The sequence below is a fragment of the Streptomyces sp. NPDC051569 genome (assembly GCF_044454085.1).
Classification (GTDB): Bacteria; Actinomycetota; Actinomycetes; order Streptomycetales; family Streptomycetaceae; genus Streptomyces.
Window position 1 is genome coordinate 357,264 of sequence record NZ_JBITDJ010000001.1, and the last position, 15,815, is coordinate 373,078.

15 protein-coding genes are annotated in these 15,815 nt (G+C 70.1%); 11 read left to right on the plus strand and 4 right to left on the minus strand.

Features of this window, described 5'->3' with window-relative positions; genetic code table 11:
* On the plus strand, positions 1-1,995 hold the full coding sequence (locus ACIBAE_RS01550; protein WP_399281715.1) for a galactose oxidase-like domain-containing protein: 1,995 nt from the start codon (positions 1-3) through the stop codon (positions 1,993-1,995).
* On the opposite strand, the gene ACIBAE_RS01555 is transcribed toward ACIBAE_RS01550, so the two are convergent.
* On the minus strand, positions 1,992-3,104 hold the full coding sequence (locus tag ACIBAE_RS01555) for a glycoside hydrolase family 6 protein (RefSeq protein WP_399281716.1): 1,113 nt from the start codon (positions 3,102-3,104) through the stop codon (positions 1,992-1,994). The genes ACIBAE_RS01550 and ACIBAE_RS01555 overlap by 4 nt on opposite strands.
* Positions 3,105-3,341: 237 nt before the next feature.
* Between ACIBAE_RS01555 and ACIBAE_RS01560 the strand changes: the two genes are divergently transcribed.
* The 6 genes from ACIBAE_RS01560 (at position 3,342) to ACIBAE_RS01585 (ending at position 8,505) form a co-directional block, all read left to right on the plus strand.
* Complete coding sequence (locus tag ACIBAE_RS01560) at positions 3,342-3,848, plus strand: MarR family winged helix-turn-helix transcriptional regulator (RefSeq protein WP_399281717.1); 507 nt, start codon at positions 3,342-3,344, stop codon at positions 3,846-3,848.
* A 116-nt stretch (positions 3,849-3,964) separates the two neighbouring features.
* Positions 3,965-4,291, plus strand: coding sequence for a DUF3817 domain-containing protein (locus ACIBAE_RS01565; RefSeq protein ID WP_399281718.1), 327 nt, complete (start codon positions 3,965-3,967; stop codon positions 4,289-4,291).
* A 117-nt stretch (positions 4,292-4,408) separates the two neighbouring features.
* Positions 4,409-6,112 (plus strand): methylmalonyl-CoA mutase, encoded by a 1,704-nt coding sequence (locus tag ACIBAE_RS01570; RefSeq protein WP_399281719.1) that lies wholly within the window; start codon positions 4,409-4,411, stop codon positions 6,110-6,112.
* 191 nt (positions 6,113-6,303) lie between these two features.
* Positions 6,304-6,759, plus strand: a complete 456-nt coding sequence (locus tag ACIBAE_RS01575) for a MarR family winged helix-turn-helix transcriptional regulator (RefSeq protein ID WP_399281721.1) — start codon at positions 6,304-6,306, stop codon at positions 6,757-6,759.
* Positions 6,756-7,685 (plus strand): ABC transporter ATP-binding protein, encoded by a 930-nt coding sequence (locus tag ACIBAE_RS01580; RefSeq protein ID WP_399281722.1) that lies wholly within the window; start codon positions 6,756-6,758, stop codon positions 7,683-7,685. Before ACIBAE_RS01575 ends, ACIBAE_RS01580 begins: the two co-directional genes overlap by 4 nt.
* Positions 7,645-8,505: an ABC transporter permease gene (locus ACIBAE_RS01585; protein ID WP_399281723.1), complete on the plus strand. Its 861-nt coding sequence runs from the start codon at positions 7,645-7,647 to the stop codon at positions 8,503-8,505. Before ACIBAE_RS01580 ends, ACIBAE_RS01585 begins: the two co-directional genes overlap by 41 nt.
* A gap of 51 nt (positions 8,506-8,556) precedes the next feature.
* Here the strand turns inward: ACIBAE_RS01585 and ACIBAE_RS01590 are convergent, their stop codons facing one another.
* The gene (locus ACIBAE_RS01590) at positions 8,557-9,195 is read right to left on the minus strand and encodes a TetR/AcrR family transcriptional regulator (RefSeq protein ID WP_399281724.1); all 639 of its coding nucleotides are present in this window, start codon (positions 9,193-9,195) and stop codon (positions 8,557-8,559) included.
* A gap of 282 nt (positions 9,196-9,477) precedes the next feature.
* On the opposite strand from ACIBAE_RS01590, the gene ACIBAE_RS01595 reads away from it, so the two are divergent.
* From ACIBAE_RS01595 to ACIBAE_RS01610, 4 genes are all read left to right on the plus strand, one after another.
* Positions 9,478-10,446 carry a tetratricopeptide repeat protein gene (locus ACIBAE_RS01595; protein WP_399281725.1) on the plus strand — a complete coding sequence of 323 codons (969 nt, stop codon included), beginning with the start codon at positions 9,478-9,480 and terminating at the stop codon, positions 10,444-10,446.
* A gap of 656 nt (positions 10,447-11,102) precedes the next feature.
* Positions 11,103-11,744 (plus strand): DUF6230 family protein, encoded by a 642-nt coding sequence (locus ACIBAE_RS01600; RefSeq protein WP_399281726.1) that lies wholly within the window; start codon positions 11,103-11,105, stop codon positions 11,742-11,744.
* 97 nt (positions 11,745-11,841) lie between these two features.
* Positions 11,842-12,387, plus strand: a complete 546-nt coding sequence (locus ACIBAE_RS01605; protein WP_399281727.1) for a DUF6114 domain-containing protein — start codon at positions 11,842-11,844, stop codon at positions 12,385-12,387.
* Entirely contained in the window at positions 12,377-13,687 is a 1,311-nt protein-coding gene (locus tag ACIBAE_RS01610) for a hypothetical protein (protein WP_399281989.1), read from the plus strand. Before ACIBAE_RS01605 ends, ACIBAE_RS01610 begins: the two co-directional genes overlap by 11 nt.
* A gap of 250 nt (positions 13,688-13,937) precedes the next feature.
* On the opposite strand, the gene ACIBAE_RS01615 is transcribed toward ACIBAE_RS01610, so the two are convergent.
* On the minus strand, positions 13,938-14,633 hold the full coding sequence (locus ACIBAE_RS01615; protein ID WP_399281728.1) for a hypothetical protein: 696 nt from the start codon (positions 14,631-14,633) through the stop codon (positions 13,938-13,940).
* Positions 14,634-14,718: 85 nt separating this feature from the next.
* Positions 14,719-15,789: a radical SAM protein gene (locus ACIBAE_RS01620; RefSeq protein WP_399281990.1), complete on the minus strand. Its 1,071-nt coding sequence runs from the start codon at positions 15,787-15,789 to the stop codon at positions 14,719-14,721.
* Positions 15,790-15,815: the final 26 nt, after the last annotated feature.

The following is a 15,815-nucleotide window of genomic DNA, read 5'->3' on the forward strand; positions in this document are numbered from 1 at the left end:
ATGGCCAAGCCGCGCGGGCCGGCCGGCGCCTTCAGGAGGACACTGCTGGGCGGCGGAGCGGTGGTGGTGCTCGCGGGCCTCAACGCCCCCGCCGTGCTCTCCTTCACCGCCGAGAAATACCACGCGTACAAGATCGCGCAGCCCGGTTACCAGCGGCAGTACGGCTCCTGGGAGGTCCTCGACGTCCCGAGGAAATACCGTACGAACGCGATCCACGCCGCCCTGCTGCACACCGGCAAGGTGCTGATCATCGCGGGCTCCGGCAACAACCAGAAGAAGTTCGACGAGGGCACCTTCGACACCATCCTGTGGAACCCGGCCGACAACACCTTCAGGAAGATCCCCACCCCCGAGGACTTCTTCTGCTCGGGTCACGCCCAACTCCCCGACGGACGGCTGCTGGTGGCGGGCGGTACAGCGCGCTACGAAGTACTCGACGGCAAGGTCAGCCGGGCCGGCGGCGGGATGCGGGTCAAGAACGAGGACCCGGACAAGGACGTCACGTTCCGCAAGGGCACCCGCTTCCGCTCCCCGTCGGGTGTGGAGTACGTCAGCAAGTTCGCCGTCACCGTGCCCCGGGCGAAACGGGACTTCACGATCGGGTACGGCAGGAGCGGCCGGATGCTGCCGTGGAAGACCAAGCTGACGGCCGGTGAGGCGCGGGTGTTCGTGGAGGCGGCGGAGAAGGGGCCGCAGGCGCTGACGACCCAGGCGGCGCAGTACGAGATCGTCGGCCTCACGGGCAAGGACGCCGACAACCTGTACGGCATCGCACAGAAACTCACCACGGAGAAGCAGGACTTCCAGGGCATCAGGGCCGCGTACGAATTCGACCCCAGGGCCGAGAAGTACGTCCCCGTGAACCCGATGAAGGAGGCCCGCTGGTACCCGACGCTGGTGACGCTGGGGGACGGCAAGGTGCTCGCCGTCTCCGGGCTGGACGACGTCGGCGCCGTACTGACCGGGGACAACGAGCTGTACGACCCGAAGAGCAAGACCTGGTCCAAGGGGCCGACCCGCTACTTCCCGACCTACCCCGCGCTCTTCCTCACCCAGAGCGGCAAGCTCTTCTACTCCGGGTCCAACGCGGGGTACGGGCCCGCGCTGAAGGGCCGCCAGCCGGGGCTGTGGGACCCGCGTACGAATGCCTTCACCCGGGTCAACGGGCTGACCGACATCGACAGGACCGAGACCTCCTCCTCCCTGATGCTGCCGCCCGCGCAGGACCAGCGGGTGATGCTCCTCGGCGGCGGTGGCGTCGGCGAGTCGTCCAAGTCGACCGCGCGCACGGCGATCGTCGACCTCAAGGAGGACAACCCGGCCTTCCAGGAGGGGCCCCGGCTGCCGCAGGGCACGCGCTACCTGAGCAGCGTGCTGCTGCCGGACGACACGGTGTTCACGAGCGGCGGCTCCTCGGACTACCGGGGCCGGGGCGCCAGCGACATCCTCAAGGCGCAGTTCTACGACCCGAGGACCAACACCTTCCGGCCCGCCGCCGACCCGACGGTCGGGCGCGACTACCACTCCGAGGCGCTGCTGCTGCCGGACGGGCGGGTGGTCACCTTCGGCTCGGACCCGCTCTACGGGGACGCGGACAACACGAAGCTGGGGACCTTCGAGCAGCGCGTGGAGATCTACACACCGCCGTACCTCCAGGGACTCCGGGGGCACCGGGCAGCGAAAACCGGCCGGGCGGGGCGGCCGGTGCTGGGGGACGGGCCGCAGCAGGTGGACCAGCACGGCCGGGCGACCTTCCGGGCGGCGCGTCCCGACCGGATCGTCACGGCGCGGCTGATGCGGCCGAGCGCCGTCACGCACAGCACGGATGTCGAGCAGCGCTCGATCGCGCTGACGCTGAGCCGGACCGGGGACTCCGTGACGGTGGACGTGCCGTCGGACCCGGCGCTGGTGCCGCCCGGCTGGTACATGCTCTTCGTCACCGACGCGCGGGGAGTTCCGTCCGAGGCGAAGTGGATCCGGGTGGGAAAGCCTTAGCCCCCGCTTCCCCTCCCGTTCCCGCCTCCGCTGCGGCGGGCGAGGCCCAGCGCGTAGTCGGGCCACCAGGTGCCGGCGGCCGGGCCGCCCCGGCAGGGGCCGTCCGAGTCGCCCGGCCGCTTGATCCACAGGTAGGCGTCGAGCAGTTCGTTGCCGGTGTCGGTGGTCGGCGGGGTGCCGAGCGCGCGTCCCGGCGGGTTGCACCACGCCTGTTCGTGCTTGCCCGGCAGCGGGCCCGCGCCGTTCCGGCTGGTGTCGACCGTGAAGTGGGCCTCGCCCAGCAGCCCGGCCAGCTGGGTGCCGAAGGACCTGACGGCATCGTTGGTCTGGAAGTTGGACACGTTCAGCGAGAAACCGTCCGCCGCGTTGACGCCCGCCCGCCGGAGCGGTCCCACGAGCTTGGCCGGATCGGAGATCCAGTCCGGGTTGCCCGCGTCCAGATAGACCCGGGTCCCGCCCTGCCGCTTCAGCCGGCCGACCGCCTCCGCGAGCAGCGCGTACCGCTCGGCGTGGTGTTCCGCCGGGGTACAGCCGTCCACGAGGTGCGGGACGGCGTCCGGCTCCAGGATGACGATGGCCGGGGCGTCCCCGATGGCGTCGGCGAACGTGTCGATCCACGCGCGGTAGGACGACGCGTCGGGGGCGCCGCCGGCGGAGTAGCGGCCGCAGTCGCGGTGGGGAATGTTGTACGCGACGAAGACCGCCGTGCGCCGGCCCGCGGCCGCTCCCCGTACGGCCCTTCTGATCTCCGGCGCCGGGTTGTCACCGGGCGGCCAGCCGGCCACCGCCCGCTCGGAGATCCGCTTGAGTGCCCTCGCGTCCGCCGCGCGGCCCTGCTTCCGCCACCGCTCGACCTGCCGGGCCGCGTCGCTGTCGGGGTCGATCCAGAAGGGCGACGCGGCACTGGGGGCGGGCTCGCCCTCGACCACGGGGGAACCCGCCGGGTCGGCGGCGGCCTCCGCGCGGGAGGGGTGCGGGGACGAGGGGGAGCAGCCGGCCATGGTCAGGGCGAGAAGGGCAGCGGCCAGGGAACGGCACCAGGCCGGACGGCACCAGGCCAGGGGCGTGCGCCGGGCGCCGTACGGGCGAAGCGGTCTGCGGCCGGACATCCAGCCCCCTCGGACGACGACTGGGGTACGACAGGACCGGCTCATCGTGACATAACGGTCAGCCGGGGCCGGGATGCGACACCGCGAGGGCGGTCCCGAGCGGCGTCCGCTCGTGCCGCACCTGATTTGCCCGTACCGGCGCGCGGTCCACCGGGCTCCACCGCCCCCGTGGAGCCCGGTGGACCGAAGGTCGAGACGGTGCCGCCTGTCATATGACCACTGGGTAAGGTCGATGCCGTGCCGAAGCCGCTCAGCCTTCCCTTCGATCCCATCGCCCGCGCCGAAGACCTCTGGCGGGAGCGCTGGGGCCCGGTGCCCTCCATGGGTGCCATCACCTCGATCATGCGCGCGCATCAGATCCTGCTCGCCGGGGTCGACGCGGTGGTCAAGCCGTACGGGCTGACCTTCGCCCGGTACGAGGCGCTGGTGCTGCTCACCTTCTCCAAGGCCGGTGAGCTGCCGATGTCCAAGATCGGCGAACGGCTGATGGTCCACCCGACCTCGGTCACCAACACCGTGGACCGGCTGGTGAGGTCGGGACTGGTCGACAAGCGTCCCAACCCCAACGACGGCCGGGGCACCCTCGCCTCCATCACCGAGAAGGGCCGCAAGGTGGTGGAGGCGGCGACCCGGGACCTGATGGCGATGGACTTCGGGCTCGGGGCGTACGACGCCGAGGAGTGCGCGGAGATCTTCGCGATACTCCGCCCGCTGCGGGTGGCGGCCCAGGACTTCGAGGAGTAGGACCTGCGGGGAGCGGGCCCCGCGAGGAGTGGCCCACGACGAGCGGGACCCGGCCGGGACGCCCGGTCGGCGGGCCGCCGGAAGATCGCCGGTTGTGTCCCGTTAGGCTCCCTCCCATGAAGTCGAATGTGCTGACCCGCTACCGGGTGATGGCGTACGTCACCGCTGTCTGGCTGCTGGTGTTCACCGTGGCGATCATCCTGAAGTACGGGTTCGATACCGGCGACACGATGCTGATCTCCCAGATCCACGGCGTCCTGTTCATCGTCTATGTCGTCTTCGCCTTCGACCTGGGCTCCAAGGCGAAGTGGCCGTTCGGCAAGCTGCTCTGGGTGCTGGCGGCCGGCTGCATCCCCGTCGCGTCGTTCTTCGTCGAGCCGAAGATCACCCGCGAGGTCCAGCCGCTGATCGTTGGCCGCGAACCGGAGCCCGTCAAGGCGTAGGCGAGGCACGACGGCGGCGCCCCGGGCGCCCCGGCGTGCGGACCCCCGACGCCCCGCGCACACGTGCGGGGCGTTTCCCATCGACAGATACTTGGACGTCCTAGTAAATTCGTGGGTATGGACGGTACTGACGCCATCGAGGAGGGCCGCCGACGCTGGCAGGCCCGGTACGACAAGGCCCGCAAGCGCGAAGCGGACTTCTCCACGCTCTCCGGTGACCCGGTGGAGCCGGTCTACGGGCCCCGGCCCGGAGACACCTACGAGGGCTTCGAACGGATCGGCTGGCCGGGCGAGTACCCCTTCACCCGCGGGCTGCACCCGACCGGCTACCGGGGCCGCACCTGGACCATCCGGCAGTTCGCCGGCTTCGGCAACGCCCAGCAGACCAACGAGCGCTACAAGATGATCCTGGCCGCGGGCGGCGGCGGGCTCTCCGTCGCCTTCGACATGCCCACCCTCATGGGCCGCGACTCCGACGACCCGCGCGCCCTCGGCGAGGTCGGCCACTGCGGCGTCGCCATCGACTCGGCCGCCGACATGGAGATCCTCTTCGGTGACATCCCGCTCGGCGAGGTCACCACCTCGATGACCATCAGCGGCCCGGCGGTCCCGGTCTTCTGCATGTACCTGGTCGCCGCCGAGCGCCAGGGCGTCGACCCCGCCGTCCTCAACGGCACGCTCCAGACGGACATCTTCAAGGAGTACATCGCGCAGAAGGAGTGGCTCTTCCAGCCCGAGCCGCATCTGCGCCTGATCGGCGACCTGATGGAGCACTGCGCGGCCGCCATCCCCGCGTACAAGCCGCTCTCGGTCTCCGGGTACCACATCCGCGAGGCCGGGGCGACGGCCGCGCAGGAGCTCGCCTACACCCTCGCGGACGGCTTCGGCTACGTGGAACTGGGGCTGAGCCGCGGCCTGGACGTGGACCATTTCGCCTCCGGTCTCTCCTTCTTCTTCGACGCGCACCTCGACTTCTTCGAGGAGATCGCCAAGTTCCGCGCGGCCCGCCGGATCTGGGCGCGCTGGATGAAGGAGGTGTACGGCGCCACGACGGACAAGGCGCAGTGGCTCCGCTTCCACACCCAGACGGCAGGCGTCTCGCTGACCGCGCAGCAGCCGTACAACAACGTCGTACGGACCGCCGTGGAGGCCCTGGCGGCCGTCCTCGGCGGCACGAACTCGCTGCACACCAACGCCCTCGACGAGACCCTCGCGCTGCCGAGCGAACAGGCCGCCGAGATCGCGCTGCGCACCCAGCAGGTGCTGATGGAGGAGACCGGTGTCGCCAACGTGGCCGACCCGCTCGGCGGCTCCTGGTACGTCGAGCAGCTGACCGACCGTATCGAGGCCGACGCCGAGAAGATCTTCGAGCAGATCAAGGAACGCGGTCTGCGGGCCCACCCGGACGGACGGCATCCGATCGGCCCTGTCACCTCGGGCATTCTGCGCGGGATCGAGGACGGCTGGTTCACCGGCGAGATCGCCGAGTCGGCCTTCCAGTACCAGCGCTCGCTGGAGAAGGGCGACAAGCGGGTCGTCGGCGTCAACGTCCACCACGGCTCGGTCACCGGCGACCTGGAGATCCTCCGCGTCAGCCACGAGGTCGAACGCGACCAGGTCCAGGTCCTCGCCGCCCGCAGGAGCGCCCGCGACGACGTCCGGGTGCGTACGGCCCTGGAGGCCATGCTCACGGCGGCCCGGGACGGCTCGAACATGATCGCCCCCATGCTGGAGGCGGTGCGGGCCGAAGCGACACTCGGCGAGATCTGCGGCGTCCTGCGCGATGAATGGGGCACCTACACGGAGCCGCCGGGCTTCTGAGACGCGAGGGTCCCGGGGGGGAGATGCCCCTCCGGGGAACGCCGAGGGCCGCTCCCCGTGCGGGGGGCGGCCCTCGGCGGTCTACTGGAGGGTGCGGGGCCGGTGGAGTACGCCCCGGAGCCGCCCCCGGACTCCGGGACGCTCCTGTGCGCCCTGGAAAATACCTCTGAGTGAGAGCTAAAATAGATGGCATGACCACGGAGGAGTTCCCCGACTCGCTCGCCGGTGTGCTGGCCGGAGTCCAGCGCATGATCCGACGGCGGCTCCGCGACGGTCTGACCACCCCGCCACTGCGCGGGGCACAGGTCGAACTTCTCAGGCTGGTCGCGGCCGAGCCCGGCATCCGGGTGTCGGCCGCCGCCAAAGAGCTGTACCTCGCGGGCAATTCGGTCTCCACGCTGGTCAACCAGCTCTGCCAGGCCGGTTTCCTGATCCGCGAGGTCGATCCGGACGACCGCCGTTCCGCGCTGCTGTTCCCCACCCCCGCGGCCGGGGCGCGGCTGCACGCCTGGCAGACACGCCGGGGTGCGCTGGTGCGTGAACAGGTGGAACGTCTCACCGAGGAGGACCAGGCGGCCCTGGCCGCGGCCCTCCCGGCGCTGCGCAGGCTCGCCGAGAACCTGCACGAGGAAGTGGAGGGGACATGACCGACGAAGCGCGACCGGAGGCCCGACCACAGGCACGGCCACAGGATCCCGGCCCCGGAACCGGACAGTCCGGTCCCGGGCCCGACGCCGTCACCTGTACCGGGCTGAACTACGCGTTCGCCGAGACGAAGGCCGTCGACGACCTCGATCTCTCGGTCGGCTCGGGTGAGGTTTTCGGCCTCCTCGGTCCGAACGGGGCGGGCAAGACCACCGCGATCCGCTGCATCACCACGCTGCTGCCCGTCCCCACCGGCATGGTGCGGGTGTTCGGGCACGACGCGGCGAAGGAGAAGATGGCGGTGCGCCGCCTGCTGGGCTACGTACCGCAACAGCTCTCCGCCGACGCGGCGCTGACGGGCCGCGAGAACGTCACGCTCTTCGCCCGCGTCTTCGACGTACCCCGCCGCGAGCGGGCCGAGCGTGTCGCGCAGGCGCTGGAGGCGGTCGGTCTGACCGAGGCGGCGGACAGGATGGCCAAGACATTCTCCGGCGGCATGATCCGCCGCCTCGAACTCGCACAGGCGCTGGTCAGCGCGCCCCGGCTGCTGATGCTGGACGAGCCGACGATCGGCCTGGACCCGATCGCCCGTACCAGCGTGTGGGAGCACATCAACGCCGTACGGAACGCCACGGGCATGACCGTCCTGGTGACCACCCACTACATGGACGAGGCCGAGCAGTACTGCGACCGGGTCGCGCTGATGCACCGCGGCCGGATCCACGCGCTGGGCACCCCGGACGAGCTGCGGGCCGAACTGCGCGAGCGGCGCCAGGCGTCCGGCCCCCCCGGTGCCACGGCCGCGCGGGTCCCCATGCCGACGCTGGAGGACGTCTTCCGGGACGTCGCCGGCAGCGGTCTCGACGAGGAGGGAGGCGACTTCCGCGATGTCCAGAGCACCCGCCGCACCGCGTCCCGCGTCGGCTGAGGCCATCGATCTCGGCCGGCTGAACCTGCTGCTCGTCCCACCGCGCGCCCGTACCGGCTGGCAGGTCCTGCCCGCCAGGGTCATCGCGATGTGCGTGGTCGAGCTGCAGAAGCTGCGCCACGACCGCACCGAGCTGTACACGCGGGCCATCCAGCCCGCCCTCTGGCTGCTGATCTTCGGTGAGACCTTCACCCGGATCAAGGCCATTCCGACGCAGGGCATCCCGTACATCGACTTCCTCGCACCCGGCATCATCGCCCAGTCCGCGATGTTCATCGCGATCTTCTACGGCATCATGATCATCTGGGAGCGGGACGCCGGTATCCTCACCAAACTCCTCGTCACCCCGACCCCGAGATCGGCCCTGATCAGCGGCAAGGCGTTCGCCTCCGGAGTGAAGGCGCTGATCCAGGCGGTCGTGGTGATCGTCATCGCCGCCGCCCTCGGGGTGGGTCTGACCTGGAATCCGCTGCGGCTGCTGGGCGTGGCCGTCGCGGTGATCCTCGGATCCGCCTTCTTCTCCTGCCTGTCGATGACGATCGCGGGCATCGTGCTCACCCGCGACCGGCTGATGGGCATCGGACAGGCCATCACCATGCCGCTCTTCTTCGCCTCCAACGCCCTCTATCCGGTGGCGATCATGCCCGGCTGGCTCCAGGTGGTCAGCAAGGCCAACCCACTGAGCTACCAGGTCGACGCGCTGAGAGGGCTGTTGCTCGGCACCCCGTCCCATCTGCTGCTGGACTTCGGGGTGCTGGTGGTGGCGGCGGCAGCGGGCATCGCGGCGGCCTCGTCGCTGCTGGGCCGGCTGGCGAGGTGAGAACGCCGTAACCGCCACAACCGCCGCGTGGTCTCCTGACCGGAGGGCCGGTCAGGAGACCACCGCGGCGGCCAGCCCGCCCAGCAGCAGGGTGGTGAACGTCCGCGCCCACCCCTCGTCGACCGGTTCCACGCTGACCAGGGAGCGGTGCACCACCGTGCCCGCGATCACGTCGAAGATCAGGTCCGCGGTGCGGGCCGCCGTCGCGTCGTCGGGCTCGCGGGGGAGTTCCCCGCGAGCCTGCGCGCGCTCCCGCCCCAACAGGACCAGGCGCTTCTGCCGGTCGACGATCGACCCCCGGATCCGCGCGCGCAGCGCTTCGTCCCGGGTGGCCTCGGCGACCACCGCCATCAGCGCGGTCCTGGTCTCCGGCCGCTCCAGCAGCGCGGCGAACCGGAGCACCACGCCCTCGACGTCGGCCGCCAGGCAGCCCGCGTCGGGCAGTTCGAGTTCGTCGAAGAGGACGGCGACCGCGTCGACGACCAGCTCACTCTTGTTCGCCCACCGCCGGTAGAGGGTGGTCTTGGCGACGCCCGCCCGGATCGCCACATCACCCATCGTCAGCTTGGACCAGCCCAGCTCGACCAGCGCGCCCCTGGTCGCCTCCAGGATCGCGGAGTCGGTCCCGGCGCTGCGGGGGCGGCCGGTACGGGACGTGCGCACGTCGGTGTCGCGGGAGCGGGTACGCATGGCCCCGACCATACCGGCCGGTAGGCAATCTGCTGTGAGCCAGTTCACCGAAAAAATCCGGCGCGCGTTCCGGAGCGTGGAGTTACGCTACGACCCGTAGCGGAAGCCTTGATCAGCTTCGCGCGACGACCACTGGCGCCGGGTGGGGACCCGGCGGTGAACTTCTGGGGCGCGTCCGACCGTATCTCTCGCACGCCGGCGAGGACCACGGCGGGCGGTGTTCCGGCACGGCGCGCGCGTACCGCTTTCCGGAAGTGCGCGCCGAAGGGGGAGGATGTACTCATGCAGCCTAGGAACATGTCCATGAGCGGCGTCGTCGACCTCGCCGCGATCAAGGCGGCCGGTGAGGCCAAGGCGAAGGCGGAGCAGGCCCGCGCCGATGCGGCCCGCCACGGCGGCCCCGCTGCCGTAGCCCCGTCCAGCCTGGTCGTCGACGTCGACGAAGCCGGCTTCGAGCGCGATGTCCTCCAGCGCTCCGCCGAAGTCCCCGTCGTCATCGACTTCTGGTCCGCGCGCGCCGAGCCGAGCATGCAGCTGACCCCGGTGCTGGAGCGGCTGGCGCGGGAGTACAACGGCCGGTTCGTCCTCGCCAAGATCGATGCCGACACCAATCAGATGCTGATGCAGCAGTTCGGCATCCAGGGCATTCCCGCGGCCTTCGCGGTGGTGGCCGGGCAGGCGCTGCCGCTCTTCCAGGGCGCGGCCCCGGAGACCCAGATCCGCCAGACGCTCGATCAGTTGATCCAGGTCGGTGAGGAGCGCTTCGGACTCACCGGCATCCTGGTCGACGCGGACGCGGACCAGGCCGGTTACGAGGCCGCGGTGCCCGAGGGCCCGTACGACGCCCTGCTCGAAGCGGCCGTACACGCCCTGGACGCCAATGACTTCGCCGGCGCCGCCCAGGCGTACCGGAACGTGCTCACCGACGACCCCGGCAACACCGAGGCCAAGCTGGGCCTCGCCCAGGCCGAACTGCTCGCGCGCGTCCAGGGGATGGACCCGCAGCAGGTGCGCAAGGACGCGGCGGAGGCTCCCGGCGATGTCCAGGCGCAGATCGCGGCGGCCGACCTCGATCTGGTCGGGGGCCATGTGGAGGACGCCTTCGGCCGGCTGGTCGAGGCCGTGCGCCGTACGTTCGGTGACGAGCGGGAGGCGGCCCGGGTGCGGTTGCTCGAACTGTTCGAGGTCATCGGTGGGGACGACCCCCGGGTGACGGCGGCGCGTTCGGCCCTGGCGCGGGTCCTTTTCTGAGGTGCTGACGCCTTGACGGGGTGACACCTCAGGTGACACCCCGACGCCTTGACGCTCCGGTGTGCCGACGGCGCGTCGGATTCGTCGCTGATGTGGCGACAGAGTGAGGACAGCGGCCGGGCTTTGCCAAAACTTGGCAAACGCGGCCGCTGTTACTCGAAGTTACGCGCAGTAAAGCAACTCCCGTGCTCTGTCCGGCTATGGGTGGCAATCGCCGCTTCTGCCATACCGGTGAGCCGCACCCTGTGTGGCCGTCCGGTACCCCCGGGTCGCCGTCCGGTTATCTCGCCGTTACTAGTCGGTAACGAAGCCCCTTGTGTCCTGGCCGTGAATGCACCACGATCGTCGACGCTCGGTCCAATTCCGCACCAGCACGGCAGCCGGCCGCGCCGTCCGGTCCTTGGGTCCCCACCGGGCGGACCGGCGGCAACGCCGCCGGCCCGGACAGGGGGGTTCCTGCCCACCTGGCAGGGCCTGTCCAGAGGTTGCGCGAACGCGTGGCCAGTGGTTGTCGCTCGGGGGTGATCGCCGGTGTTCGGGACACGGCTCGCGTCTCCGGAAGCAGGTGCTCCCCTTCCCGAGGACGTCGCACTTCTCCCATCCCAGGTCGGGCTCCGGCCCGATCCGGAGATGTACGTCCGAGAAGGAGGAAATTCATGGAGTCCCAAGTTCGCGGCGGGACCAGATGGAAGCGTTTCGCCGTTGTCATGGTGCCGAGCGTGGCCGCGACGGCCGCGATAGGCGTCGCTCTCGCCCAGGGGGCGCTGGCCGCCTCGTTCAGCGTGTCCGGCCAGAGCTTCAAGGTGAGTGCCGACAGCCTGGTCGGTGACAACTTCGTCCAGTACGGATCGATCGACACCGGCACGGATCTGAAGGGCAACCCGGCCGCACATCCGGTCGCGGTCTCCGGATTCAGCTCGGCCACCATCACCAACATGTGCCAGTCGGTGGTCACGCCGGACGTCCCGGTCTTCGGCAGCGTCAGCCTTGAGCTGCGTGCCGGCCAGGACGCCAAGAAGCCGGTCAAGGCGACGAACATCTACATCGACGTCGCCCAGCTCGACGCCGACGCCGTGTTCAAGAACATCGACATCGGTGTGGCGGCGGGCGATCCCAGCAACGGGACGAAGATCCAGCCCGGCAGCGAGAGCAAGGTCAACCCGTACGGCTTCGCGCAGCGCGCGGAGAAGGCGACGCTGACCGGCGTGAAGCAGACGGCGTGGGCGACCACGGCCGGCACCTTCAAGCTCAGTGGTCTGAGCCTGAAGCTGCACACGGGCACCAAGGAGTGCTTCTAAGCACCCGCCCGGGCGGGCGGGGAGCCACCGAGACGTTCCCGCCCGCCCACCCCTGACTCTTTCTCACAGCAACACCGGTTCCAGGGAGCTGTTTTCCATGAGCGCCGAGTCCACAGGTTCCCGCGGATTCACCTATTGGCGGCTTCACTTCCGTGCCTGGCGAGGTGCCCGGCCCTTCTGGGCGGGCCTGTTCACGCTGCTCAGCGGAGCGCCGATCGCCTACTTCCCGTACGCCCATCTGCAGCTGGGCCATCTCACACTGGCGATGGCCACCACGGCGGGCGCGGGCTCACTGATCATCGGTGTCCTGCTGATCACGCTGGGCCTCACGATGTGGTTCCACAGCATCGTGCGGGTCTTCGCCGGTGTCGCCACCATCCTGCTGGCCCTGGTGTCGATCCCGGTCGCCAACATCGGTGGTTTCCTCATCGGCTTCCTGCTCGCCCTGGTCGGCGGCGCGCTCTCGATCTCCTGGGCACCCGGCAAGGCCGCCGAGCCGGCCACCGGGATCGACGCCCCCCACCAGGAGCCGGCGCCGCACGGCGCCGATGATCCTTTCTTTCCCGGTCCGCGCGACGGGGAGGACCCGAACGTGACGGAAACGACTGCCCATGCCAACGGCGGGAGGAACAGTGCGGGGTGACGACGCGCAGTGGGACGCGGCCGGAGACGATGAATCCCGGGTCAGAAAGGGGCCGCGCCACGCGGCCCCGAAGAAGTCCCTTCTGACGAAGCTCCACATACCCGCCGGCAAGGCGATGGCGCTGGCCGCGATGCCGACGGCCGTCTTCGTGGGCATGGGGCTCACCCCCAGGCTCGCGATGGCCGACGACCACCAGGACATACCCTTCGCGCCGGGCCCGTGCGTGACGCGTTCGGACGAGCCGGAGGCGTCCGCGACACCGACGCCCTCGGGGTCCCAGTCGCCGTCCCCCTCGAACTCACCCGCGTCCCCGGACTCTCCTTCCGCGACGCCCACGCCGGACCCGTCGGAGAGCACGGCCGCACCGGGGAGCCCGGGCGAACCCGAGAGTTCGACCGCGCCGGAGGCAGAGGCACCGGCAGCCCCGAAACCGACGCCCACTCCGACCAGGACCACGAAGCCTCGGGACCCGCTGGGCCTGGGGGACCTGCTCGGCGGCCTCCTGGGCGGCGGGTCCGGCAAGGAGAAGCCTGGCACCCCCGCGCCGGGCACCTCAGCGCCGCAGGCACCGGCCGGGACCCCGCACGGGGACCCGACGCCGAAGCCCCCGGTGTCGAAGCCCCCGGCCACGTCCCCGGCCGGGCCAGCCGCTTCGCCGGGCGACGCTGTCGGCGGAGCACTGGAGGGCACGAAGAACGCCATCAAGGACGCGGCGAACCAGGTCGGCGCCACCGTGGAAGAACTGGACGACAACGCCAAGGGCCTCGAAGCCCACGCGGACGACGACATCCCGCGGGGCGCCGACGGCAAGGAACCCTTCCCCTGCCCGACCGCCGACCCCGAGGCCCTCGCCGCGGCCAAGGAGGAGCAGGGCCTCCCGCGCCTGCCCGACGACCCCTGGAAGCTGCAGAGTTCACTGCTGACCCTCAACGGTCTCGACTACCACGGCATCGTCGAGGTGAAGACCGGCAGCGGCAAGATCAAGAAGGTGCTGAAGTTCACGGCCTCGTCGCTGGACATCAGGGATCTGCACCAGACCGTCGTCTATCCGGAGGGCAGGACAGCCCACGTGAAGGCCCGCGCGGGCTCCACCTCCACGATCCGCGACGGCCAGGTGACGATGTACACGGAGGAGCTGAAGGGCAACCTCTTCGGCCTCATCCCGATCACGTTCAGCCCCCAGACCCCGCCTCCGGTGAACGTCCCCTTCGCCTTCTTCACCGACGTCCAGGTCACCCAGGCCGGGCAGTTCGGCGGCACGCTCACGATCCCGGGCCTGCAGAACTACATCACGGACTGACCAAGGACCTTTCCGGGAGCCGCGGTCATGGCGGTGTCCCGCACCGACCGGTCGGTGCGGGACACCGCCATAACTGTCCTCCGCTGTGCACGACATCGGCGCCTGTCGCTGCATACCGGTCCCGGGTCAGGTCATGTCGATGTCCGCGCAAGAGTGTCGGCCAGTTCGGTGGCCGTCGGGCGGGCGGCGGCCCGAGCCGTGAGTACGTCGGCGAGTACAGCGCGCGGCTCCGCCCACCGCCATCCACCGGTCAATGGGATACCACCTGCGGCAATCGCCTTCCGCAGTTCGGCCAAACCGGAACGACGTACGGTGATCCCGGCCGCCCTGTAGTCCAGCGGCCACGTACCGTGGCACAGGTCCAGAGGGCCCCGGCGAGCGCGTACACGTCGGCTGCCACGGTCGGTGTGACGTGCCGCGCGCCGTCATCGATCCGTGCGGCGAACTCGGGGGCGTCCAGGTGGGTGACACCACCACGGAAGTGCGCCGGAGCGGACAGTCCCTCCCGCCAGGACCAGGCGAAGTCGATCAGGCAGACCCCGGCCGCCCTGTGGATTCCGTGAGAGGGTTGCAAGTCGCTTTGACGCCAGCCCAGTTCGTGCAGTTCGGCTGCTGCCCGGCACAGTTCTACCGCCCCGGTCAGGGCCCACGTGCGACCGTCGACGCCGTCGCGGACCGGCTGGAACACCTTCCATGTGGACGGGCCGTCGAGCCAGTCGGTGACGTACCAGACGCTGTCACCGGTCCTGCCTCCGACGACGGTGCGGCCGGACAGCTCATTGAGGACGGTGGTCTCCCGCAGAACGCTCTCCGCGCCGACTCCGTATCCGCTCTTCACGGCCACCGAACCACGCGGGCCGACGGCCTTCCAGACCGCCGAGCCGCGCCGGTCCGTGATCCCGGTCAGTATGACCGGACTACCGCACAGCGTCTCGGCCGTGCTCACAGCCTCTGCCGGGCATGGAGGGAAGCCGCCCATGCGCGCGCCGCCTTCCCGTCGTACGCATCGCAGGGGAACGTCCGCGAACACGTCATCGGACGCCATGGGCGGCATGGAGAGCGGTGAGCCGGGCGTGTTCGGCATCACGGAGTGCCTGGACTTCGTGGCAGAGCCGGCTCATGACGAAGTTCCCCAGAGGGACGCAGAGATCCATGCGCTGGATGCAGACGCCCACCATGAAGGGGCCGCCCTGTGCCCGGTAGAGGCGTAGGCCGTAGTAGCCCTCCTGGCAGTCCCGGTCGTTGTTGAACCGGCAGTCGGCGCAGGTCTCCGGAAGTCTTACGGGGCGGATGGATTTGGCATAGAGGAGGCGGCCGTCGGGGAGCCGGTATTGAGTGCGTTGGTCGGAGCCCCCTGCGGTCAGGATGTGTCGAACCGGAACGGCATCGAGCCGGTCGAGGATCTCCTGCGTGGCGGACAGAGACACGCCACCGTCCGCCAGTGAGACGAGCATGCGCACCACCACGTCCCGCCCGTATTCCTCGATGGTTTTCACTACGCGGGAGACGTGCGCGTGGTCAGGGACCACGATGTTGGCCGAGACCTTCACGCCATGGGAGAGCGCTGTCTCCATCGTGGCGTGCAGTGCGGCCAGTTTCCGCTCGGCCAGTTTGGCGGAGCCGATTCGGGGTGCTTGGACGGCAGCCAGTTCGTCCGGGGTGCTGCCGAAAACGGACAGGTTGATGCGGTCGAGTCCGGCTGCGGCACAGTCGGCGAGAACCGCCGCGCCATTTTCCCCGTTGGAGGTCAACCCGACGGTGAGGCCCAGGCGGCACCCCATGGCGACCAGCTCGGGAAGCCGGGGATGGAGTGTGGGTTCGCCGCCCGTGAAGTGGACCTCACTGGTGTCGAGGCTGCCACGCACGGCAGCCAGTGCGAGGGCGAAGTCCGCGTCGGGTTCTACCCGGGCAGGGAGGAAGGAGGCTCCGTTGGTGCTCAGGTAGATGGACACCCGCCCGGCGCGTCCGGCTGTGCCGGTAAACTCTCCTGCCGATTTGCCGAGGTTGTCGGCGGTCACCGGCGTCCCCTCGTTGTGGCAGAAGGTGCAGGACAGGCCGCAGGCGTCGATGATCTTGACGCGTAGGGTGCGGTCCGGGCGGATCTCTACGGGCAGGTCGGTTTTCTCGC

What these genes read in the sequence shown, in the direction of transcription:
- ACIBAE_RS01550 (WP_399281715.1), top strand. Translation starts at nt 1, where the DNA reads ATGGCCAAGCCGCGCGGGCCGGCCGGCGCCTTCAGGAGGACACTGCTG.
- ACIBAE_RS01555 (WP_399281716.1), bottom strand. Translation starts at nt 3,104, where the DNA reads ATGTCCGGCCGCAGACCGCTTCGCCCGTACGGCGCCCGGCGCACGCCC.
- ACIBAE_RS01565 (WP_399281718.1), top strand. Translation starts at nt 3,965, where the DNA reads ATGAAGTCGAATGTGCTGACCCGCTACCGGGTGATGGCGTACGTCACC.
- ACIBAE_RS01570 (WP_399281719.1), top strand. Translation starts at nt 4,409, where the DNA reads ATGGACGGTACTGACGCCATCGAGGAGGGCCGCCGACGCTGGCAGGCC.
- ACIBAE_RS01575 (WP_399281721.1), top strand. Translation starts at nt 6,304, where the DNA reads ATGACCACGGAGGAGTTCCCCGACTCGCTCGCCGGTGTGCTGGCCGGA.
- ACIBAE_RS01580 (WP_399281722.1), top strand. Translation starts at nt 6,756, where the DNA reads ATGACCGACGAAGCGCGACCGGAGGCCCGACCACAGGCACGGCCACAG.
- ACIBAE_RS01585 (WP_399281723.1), top strand. Translation starts at nt 7,645, where the DNA reads ATGTCCAGAGCACCCGCCGCACCGCGTCCCGCGTCGGCTGAGGCCATC.
- ACIBAE_RS01590 (WP_399281724.1), bottom strand. Translation starts at nt 9,195, where the DNA reads ATGCGTACCCGCTCCCGCGACACCGACGTGCGCACGTCCCGTACCGGC.
- ACIBAE_RS01595 (WP_399281725.1), top strand. Translation starts at nt 9,478, where the DNA reads ATGCAGCCTAGGAACATGTCCATGAGCGGCGTCGTCGACCTCGCCGCG.
- ACIBAE_RS01600 (WP_399281726.1), top strand. Translation starts at nt 11,103, where the DNA reads ATGGAGTCCCAAGTTCGCGGCGGGACCAGATGGAAGCGTTTCGCCGTT.
- ACIBAE_RS01605 (WP_399281727.1), top strand. Translation starts at nt 11,842, where the DNA reads ATGAGCGCCGAGTCCACAGGTTCCCGCGGATTCACCTATTGGCGGCTT.